General features: G+C 55.9%; 8 protein-coding genes. All 8 read right to left on the reverse strand.

Annotation, left to right across the window (positions count from 1 at the left end):
- Positions 1–104 precede the first annotated feature (104 nt).
- Complete coding sequence (locus tag AC2FLJ_RS21070; protein WP_109312777.1) at positions 105–1139, reverse strand: fatty acid desaturase; 1035 nt, start codon at positions 1137–1139, stop codon at positions 105–107.
- A 272-nt stretch (positions 1140–1411) separates the two neighbouring features.
- Positions 1412–2422, reverse strand: coding sequence for an aldose epimerase family protein (locus tag AC2FLJ_RS21075; RefSeq protein WP_496707480.1), 1011 nt, complete (start codon positions 2420–2422; stop codon positions 1412–1414).
- 134 nt (positions 2423–2556) lie between these two features.
- Positions 2557–2853: a 50S ribosomal protein L23 gene (locus AC2FLJ_RS21080; RefSeq protein WP_058272362.1), complete on the reverse strand. Its 297-nt coding sequence runs from the start codon at positions 2851–2853 to the stop codon at positions 2557–2559.
- On the reverse strand, positions 2850–3467 hold the full coding sequence (rplD, locus tag AC2FLJ_RS21085; protein ID WP_050605826.1) for a 50S ribosomal protein L4: 618 nt from the start codon (positions 3465–3467) through the stop codon (positions 2850–2852). The genes AC2FLJ_RS21080 and rplD overlap by 4 nt, the downstream gene beginning before the upstream one ends.
- Positions 3464–4189 (reverse strand): 50S ribosomal protein L3, encoded by a 726-nt coding sequence (gene rplC / locus AC2FLJ_RS21090; RefSeq protein ID WP_058272361.1) that lies wholly within the window; start codon positions 4187–4189, stop codon positions 3464–3466. Before rplC ends, rplD begins: the two co-directional genes overlap by 4 nt.
- An 18-nt stretch (positions 4190–4207) precedes the next feature.
- A complete protein-coding gene (rpsJ, locus tag AC2FLJ_RS21095; RefSeq protein WP_008756422.1) occupies positions 4208–4522 on the reverse strand; it encodes a 30S ribosomal protein S10 in 315 nt (104 codons plus the stop codon).
- A gap of 296 nt (positions 4523–4818) precedes the next feature.
- Positions 4819–5571: an FkbM family methyltransferase gene (locus AC2FLJ_RS21100; protein WP_496707483.1), complete on the reverse strand. Its 753-nt coding sequence runs from the start codon at positions 5569–5571 to the stop codon at positions 4819–4821.
- A 352-nt stretch (positions 5572–5923) separates the two neighbouring features.
- Positions 5924–6000: EF-Tu C-terminal domain-related protein (locus AC2FLJ_RS21105; RefSeq protein ID WP_211198660.1), on the reverse strand; the 77-nt coding region annotated here is incomplete at its 5' end.

A 6000-nucleotide genomic window follows, 5' to 3' on the forward strand; every position in this document is an offset into this window, starting at 1 on the left:
TCCGATCAGAGGCCGGTGGGCACGTCGAAGGTGTTACCCTCTTCCAGGGTCACATGCTATTTCTTGACGTCTTTCCCGTTGTGCTCCACCCAGCGGAACACCCCTCACCCATACAGCGCGCGCGCCTCGGCGAAGGACAACAAACGGCGATTATTTTCGTCCCACAGATGCAACCGCGCGTTGGCGAGGCTCTCACGGATGGTCATCTTGTTGCTGTTGGCCAGCTCATCATGGTCGCGCAGCACTTCGGTCAGGCGATAGAACGGGATGCGGCTATACAGGTGGTGCACGTGGTGAATGCCGATATTGGCGCTGAACCACTGCAGCACGGATGGCAGGATGTAATGCGAGCTGCCGTGCAAGGCAGCCTCATGCAGTTGCCAGTCCTTATCAGCGTCCCAATGCGTATCCTCGAACTGGTGTTGTACGTAAAACAGCCACACGCCCGCGGTCGCGGCAATCAGGGTTGAGGGCAGAAAGATCAGCAGCACCGGCATCAGGCCGCCAAAATAGTATACGGCCACGAGCGCAGCCAGAATGGCAAGGTTGGTGCTCATCGCGCTGACCCAAAACCTGACGCTGCCCGTCAAACCCAGCGGGAGGCGGTTCTGGAACAGAAACAGGTAGCCGGGGCCAAGGACAAACAGTGTAATGGGGTTGCGATAAACCCGATACCAGAACCGGTTCATGGGCGTCTTTGACCGGTACTCGGTGACTGTCAAAGTGTGGATATCGCCCATTCCCCGTTTGTCCAAATTCCCCGAGCTGTTGTGATGGTTGGAATGCGTGCGACGCCAGACGTCATAAGGCGTCAGGGTCAATACACCAATGACCCGCCCAACCCAGTCGCTGACCGACCGGTTCTTGAAGAACGCTCCGTGCCCACAATCATGCTGGATCGCAAACAAGCGCAGCAGGAAGGCCGCGTTGAGAACGGCAATCGCAAAAGCCAACCAATAGCTGACCGAAAGCGACATCCAGGACAGCGCCCATAGCAAGAAGAAAGGGATAATACTGACACCCAGCTCAAAGGAGCTGCGCCACTGGTTCGGCTCGCGGTATTTGGCAAGTGTCGTAACCCAATCCCGCGCGGCGGTCACATCCGGTTTGTCCGGGGTCGAGAGATAGGGTTTTGTCATGCGCCTGCCATGTCACTTATGTTTGTAGAAACCGCATAGACTACCGATCCGGCATAGCAAGCGAATTCTGGCTGAGGCGAATGTGTCGCGCTCATTTTCTCTGGTGTTGTTGCTCAAGAAAACCTCCGCTTTCGCGGCGACCCTCACGCTTATCCGTAGGCGGATCCGATCAGAGATAGGTGCTCACATCGATAGTGTAACCCTCTGCCTAGATCAAAAAGTGCTTTTTTTCCCTTTTCCGGCGACCCAACTGGCCATGGAACCGCCTGACCTTAATCCTCGCTCTGAAACACGTATCGCGAAACATGGCGATAGGTTTGACCCTTGCGCAATACCGCACTTGGAAACCCTTGCTGGTTGATTGAATCGGGCCAGACCTGTGGTTCCAAAGCGACGCCCGAATAAGGGCCGTAGGGTTGGCCACCCAAGCCAATGCGTGGACCTTCATCAAAAGACGCACCAGAATAGACCTGCAAACCCGGCTCGGTCGTCTCTAGATGCATCGAAAGACCTGAGGACGATCCGGTCAGCGTCGCCACAGGACGACAAGGCAGACGCTGATCGGACAGGCAGAAATTGTGATCATATGCCCAGCCCCCCAAAGGTCGCGGTGACCGCAGATCAAAGGGCGTGCCCTCAACGCTAAGCGCTTCGCCTGTGGGAATGAGGTCCCCGTCAACAGGGGTGTAGTGTTCTGCGCGCACCATTAGTTCGTGCTGGCGGATGTCTGCTCCACCGTCGAGGTTGAAGTAGATATGCGGGGTCAGATTGCAAAGGCTTGCCGACGTTGTCCGCGCTTCCATTTCGATACTCAATGTAGCCTCCGCCTCGACTCGGAAGGTCACCGCCACTTCCAAGTCGCCGCCAAAGCCCATATGGCCATCAGGCAGGGTCAGCTGCAAAGTGACCGCGCCCGGTGTAACGCTGGAAATTTCCCAGACCAAACAATGCATACCTTGCGTTCCGCCGTGCAACGTATGAGTGCCCAAATAATTGCGATCCAGCTGGTAGTTTGCACCATCCAAACTGTATGACGCGCGCGCGATCCGATTGGCACAACGGCCCACCATGGCTCCTAGGTAAGCAGTGCTGTCTTCATAGCCTGCAATCTCTGGCCACCCCAATATCAGAGGATGCTCAAAACCCTGCAAACGCAGATCCTGCAGCGTTGCGCCATAGGTCAGGATACGCGCAGAAAGCGTCCCCTGCCCGATATCGATGCTTCTGACGATCTGACCATCCCGGGTTTTCCCGAAATCGCGAACCTGCTGTTCAGCCTGCATATCACCCGTCTCACTGCCTAGAGATCACTGTGCACAGGTCCGGGCCAAGTTCAACGCGGCCAGATGAGCTGCGCCAACAAAAAAGGCCCCTGCATCAGCAGGGGCCCCATGTTTTTTCCCAAAGACGAGTCCGATCAGAGACCGGTGCTTACGTCGATGGTGTTACCCTCTTCCAGGGTCACATATGCTTTTTTGACGTCTTTCCGCTTGCCCAACTGGCCGCGGAACCGCTTGACTTTGCCTTTGGTGATGGTGGTGTTGACCGCCTTCACCTTGACACCAAACAGCGATTCAACCGCTTCTTTGATCTGCGGTTTGTTGCTGTCGATCGCCACTTCAAAGACAATCGCGCCGTTCTCGGACGCCATGGTCGACTTTTCAGTGATGATCGGCTTGCGGATCACGTCGTAGTGTTCTGCCTTCGCGCTCATTTCAGACGAGCCTCCAGTGCTTCGACAGCCGCTTTGGTGAGCACCAGAGTGTCACGCTTGAGGATGTCATAAACGTTTGCACCCATCGACGGCAGGATATCCAGACCTTCGATGTTGCGCGACGCCTTCAGGAAACCTTCGTTCACGGTCGCCCCGTCGATGACCAGAGCGCGTTTCCAGCCCAGGTTTGCAACCTGTTTGGCCAGTGCAGCGGTCTTGCCTTCGGCTTCGGCGTTTTCGATCACAACCAGTTCACCAGCTGCCATTTTGGCAGACAGCGCGTGGCGCAGACCGAGTTTACGGAACTTCTTCGGCAGGTCGTGACCATGCGAACGCACGACCGGACCCTTGTAAACGCCACCACCCCGGAAGATCGGTGCCGAGCGAGCGCCGTGGCGTGCGCCACCGGTGCCTTTTTGGCGATAGATCTTCTTGGTCGAGTAGGACACTTCCGAACGGGTCTTGACCTTGTGGGTGCCAGCCTGCGCGTTGTTGCGCTGCCAACGGACCACACGGTGCAGGATGTCCGCGCGCGGCTCAAGGCCGAACAGATCGGCGTCCAGCTCGATGTTGCCGGCTTTGCCGCCGTCCAGTTTGATTACATCAAGTTTCATGCTTCACCACCTTCCGCGGGAGCTTCTTCCGCAGGTGCTTCAGTTGCAGCACCTTTTACGGCTGCCGGGAAAGGCAGGCCTTCCGGTGCTTTCTTCTTGACGGCGTCCTTGACGGTAACCCAGCCCGATTTTGGTCCGGGAACGGCGCCTTTGATGAAGACCAGACCACGGTCGGCGTCGGTTTTGACGACTTCCAGGTTCTGGGTGGTTACACGGGCAGCACCCATGTGACCGGCCATCTTTTTGCCTTTGAAAACCTTGCCCGGATCCTGACACTGGCCAGTCGAACCATGCGAACGGTGGCTGATCGAAACACCGTGCGAGGCGCGAAGACCACCGAAGTTGTGGCGCTTCATTGCACCGGCAAAGCCTTTACCGATCGAGGTACCCGAAACGTCAACCTTCTGACCTTCCAGGAAGTGTTCTGCCGAAATCTCGGCGCCCACTTCGATCAGGCCATCTTCGGAGACGCGGAACTCGGCCAGCTTACGCTTAGGCTCGACCTTTGCAGCGGCATAGTGACCGCGCATAGCCTTCGAGGTGCGTTTTGCCTTGGCAGCACCTGCGCCCAGCTGAACGGCGGTGTAGCCGTCTTTGTCAGCGGTACGCTGTGCAACGACCTGCAGGCCGTCCAGGTGAAGAACGGTCACAGGGATCTGCTTGCCGTCTTCCATGAACAGGCGGGTCATGCCTACTTTTTTTGCGATAATACCAGAGCGCATAATCTATACCCTCCGATCTTACGACTGCAGCTTGATCTCGACGTCCACACCAGCGGCGAGGTCGAGCTTCATCAGCGCGTCAACGGTCTGGGGGGTCGGATCAACGATGTCGAGCAGACGCTTGTGCGTGCGGATCTCGAACTGGTCGCGGGATTTCTTGTCAACGTGAGGGCCACGGAGAACCGTGAACTTCTCGATCTTGTTCGGCAGCGGGATCGGACCGCGCACGTTCGCGCCGGTCCGCTTGGCAGTGTTGACGATCTCTTGCGTGCTGGCATCCAGAACGCGATAGTCAAATGCCTTCAGCCGAATACGGATGTTTTGGCTTTGCATAATAACAGCCTTTTATCAGGCGTTGAGGTTGAGAGGAGGACAAGCGCGCATCGCCAACCCTCTTCGAACCCAAAAGGCGGGAATCACCCCGCCTCGATGTTCTTGAAGAGAACTCGCGCGATCTACAGGGGTGTGGGGGGTTTGGCAAGGGGTTTTTCAGGCTTACTAATTCTGGATTTGACTGCCGCCAAACATCTCGAACCCGCCACGCCGCATCAACCAAGTATTATCGCGGCAAAACCGGAACTACCCGTGCCCATGGGCACACGTATCTAGAAGGAAAGAACGACTTCCTCCTACGGCTTTACGCCCTTCGCTGCAATGCGCGATAGCTTCAAATCCCGAAAGTCAAACAAAGGGCTGTTAAAAGGTGCAAAAATCGCGTCGCAATCGGTTGCCTGCGGCGACGGCGGTCTGATGAAATCGTGCAGTTCAAACCCCTGACCTGCCATAACCGAAACAAAATCGCTAAACTTGTAGCCGCCTTGATAACGACGGCGTGTTGAAACCTCGGCCAAGACAAATGCGCAGTTTTTCAGCATTTCCGACGCGCCCCGAATTACTTCGATTTCGAAACCTTCGGTATCAATCTTAAGGCCGAAAGGTCCTTTGTAGGTCGAAGCGATCTCGTCAAGTGTTTTCACGGGCACCTGTCTTTCTTCGATTTTCGATATGTGCGCCGTAGCAGAATCATCGAACTCAAGCATAGTCGCGCGCGTTCCAAATGATCGGGCACCGACCGTTGGGATACGCAGCGTTGTCTGCCCGTTTTCCGCCCCAACACCGCAGGCGTGAAAATCAAAATTGATTTTGTCCGCCCATTTTCTTCGTAGCTTTGTTTCATAGTCTGCAATCGGCTCGATCAAAACAAATTTTGAATCCGGAAACGCCGCATACAAATGCGCTGTGCCGCCGGCAACACCAACATCAAATACCGTCTGGACCTGAAAACCGAGACTGCTAATGTATTCGCCCGTTTCCTTGTTTGGCAAAACCTGGTATCCGCGTCGTTTCAAACGTCTGGACAGCCTTTGTACGGTTTCGTCCATTTCAAAGTACTCCTTGTGGGCCAACGCCTGTTTTGTTGGCGGCGGTTTTCTAAAAAGCACTTCTTCGGAAATACTACAACTCGGAATGAACGACTGGTTCTGGGTCGGTGTCTGAGCCGCAGGGGAATTAACCAGACCGTCTTATCGGACGGTTGTTTCAAACTCTGCGCGGTTCAGCAACAGAAGGGAAAATTCGGACAGTTTGCGTTGCGGACAAACGTGGTTCAGAAACCGCAAAATGAAAAAAAGGCCGCCCCGGACGGAGCGGCCTTCTTTGGTTTCTCACCGTGTTGCTCTCGGCAGATTTCCCTGAGGAAAATAGCCTGCCGCAACCAGGCGCGACAAGCGCGCCTTACTCGACGATTTTCGACACGACGCCGGCGCCGACGGTGCGGCCGCCTTCGCGGATGGCGAAACGCAGGCCGTTTT

It is taken from the genome of Ruegeria sp. CDSA034 (assembly GCF_059612275.1).